This window comes from Salinispora cortesiana, assembly GCF_000484695.1.
In the GTDB taxonomy this organism is placed as follows: domain Bacteria; phylum Actinomycetota; class Actinomycetes; order Mycobacteriales; family Micromonosporaceae; genus Micromonospora; species Micromonospora cortesiana.
The window spans coordinates 1-2,290 of the sequence record NZ_AXVR01000149.1; the positions used below are offsets into that span (position 1 = coordinate 1).

At 63.6% G+C, this 2,290-nt stretch carries 1 protein-coding gene and 1 pseudogene; both read right to left on the minus strand.

What is annotated here, in order from left to right; translation table 11 throughout:
• A partial coding sequence (locus tag K228_RS0124630) for an ABC transporter substrate-binding protein (protein ID WP_245603599.1) occupies positions 1–512 on the minus strand: 512 nt, incomplete at its 3' end.
• A gap of 1,386 nt (positions 513–1,898) precedes the next feature.
• Positions 1,899–2,198 (minus strand): annotated as a pseudogene (locus K228_RS0124635) (ABC transporter substrate-binding protein); the annotation flags it as partial.
• Positions 2,199–2,290: the final 92 nt, after the last annotated feature.

Consider the following 2,290-nt stretch of genomic DNA (forward strand, 5'->3'; position numbering starts at 1 on the left):
AGGCCGGACATCGTCTCGGCGGACGGCGCCGGCGCCTCCGCCGGGCCCTCGCCGTCCGGGTCCTTGGGCAGGACCTCGTCGATGCCGGCGATCCGGTTCATGAAGTAGCCGTTGCCCTGGGCGTTCGGCGCATAGGCGGCGTAGTTCCACGACCGGATGAAGGAGTCGGCGTTGACCGGCTCACCGTTTTCGAAGGTGTAGCCGTCCTTCAGCTTGATCGTCCAGAGCTTCTGGTCGTCCGAGGTGATCGACTCGGCCAGGTCGTTCTCCGGTTCACCGGTCTCGGCCTTGTACTTGACCAGACCACGGTAGAGCTGACGAATTACATAGATGGCCGGCTCGTCATCTGCCGCGGATGGCAGCAGGTATTTCGGCTCTGCGACATAGACCCGTAGCGTGCCACCGGATTGGTTGTTGCCTTCCTCCGGGTCGTCGCTGCTGCCGGTGCAGGCGGTCATCAACATGGCGGCAGCGGTTGTCGCTACTGCCACTTTCAGAAATTTCCCGTGCAAGGAGTGCCTCCCCAGGGCGCTCGGCTCATCAGGTGTGAAGTGGTGCCACTGTGACACCAAAAGCGCGACGGCGAACAGTCGTGTTATCAATCCGATGCCTGGCCGGAACAGGACGTACACCCGTCTCAGAACGCACCCACTAACACAGCAGGCAGTTTTAGGGATTGTGGAGCTACTCGTTGGACAATCGGTTGCTCCCGTGCGACGACCAGGTGGTAGTCCTCGCCGATCGGCCTGAGTCCCGGGTCGGTACGGCCTAGCATGCGCAGTTTTCATCAATGCTCATTGATTAGTTCATGGAGTTCGGCGAAACGGGTGAGGAGCTCCAGATCGGGTGTCCGGCCCAGGGGCCATCAAGATGGGGGCGGGTCTACTCCCGGCCCATGGAGCCGAGCCGCTCATCCACTGCCCAATGAGGGCCAAGCGCGGCGGATGGGCCGCGACGCGCAGCAGACGAGCGGCCACTCTGTAGTCGTCGCTCTGGACCCAGAAAGGCTCCGCCCACGCGTCAACGCCTGCTGCCGCTAGCAGCCAAAGCGGGCGGAGACGACCGCAGGATGCAATCGGGCGCCAGGGACGGTGCTACCCCAGCGGTCGGGGTGGGCAGCGTGGATCCCACTCCGGCACGCGGAGCAGCGCTGGGGAACTCATCCCCTCCCGACTCGCTGTGGTCGCGAACGCCAGTCCGTCGATGCAGATCCGTGCCCATGTTTGGGAAGTTGTCGGCGTTGCGGTAGACCTCGATGTAGTTGACGTCGGAGATCTTGTCGGGCTCGGCACCCTCACTGCCGCCGCGGTCGCCGAGTTGGTCCGAACAGCCGTTTAGCGCCAGGACCAGCGCTGCCGCTGCGGCGGCGACCCTGAGTGTTCGTGCCAGCCTCATATCCCCCCCGCATCTTCTTGAATCGAGCAAGCCTGTCGCGGAGCCGTCACGGCTCGGCGTTCCATGGCGAGTGGCGCGACCAGCAACAGGCGGGAGCCAGCATGTCAGGTCAGCCAATTCCTTGTCGACGTGCGATCCCACGTCGATGCACGGCAGGCCCAACAGGGCCGGATGATAGCTATCCATAGAGCCGTGGACGCAGCTCCGGCTTGCGATGCGAGCTGCGCCCGCCGACGTGATCGGCGAACGGAGCTGCTGACGGGTGCGCCGACTCGACAAGCCTGGCGCGACCGAAATGAAGATGCGGTGTGGCGGACCTAGCGAAAGGGTCCTTGGCTCGCACGAAGCGAACCAGGTTGTAGGCACACTGATCGAGGAGATAGCGGCGCCGGCGTGGTAGTCGGGGTGGCAGCAGCCGTGGGGTTTCGGCCCGGAGATCGTCTGGGGACGATCCACGGCTGCTGCTCATCTGTCCAAACCGGCTGGATCAGCCTGCTAAGGGATCAGTTCTGCTTCAGTGAGATCTCACCGTAGGCGGCGCCGGATACCTCGTTCCAGACGAAGGTGTCAACGTTTTCACTGTAGAGCGCCGCTACCTTACGCCAGAACATCGGGATGACCGGTAGCTCCTCGGCCAGGATGTCCTCGGCCTGCTGATAGAAGGGGATGGCCTCCGCCATACTCGGGGCGGAGTCACCCTGCTTCATCAGGCTGTCGAACTCAGCGTTGCTGAAGGTGGTGGCGTTGCTGTCGGCGCCGGTGCCATGTACCGGAGCAAGGTAGGTCTCCAGGAACGGGTAGTCGGAACTTGTCAAGGCCGGTGGGACCAGTGGGTGTTACGCCGCTTGCGGCATCGGTTGATCGGTAGCGGGTTCGGTGGGGTTGATCCAGACGG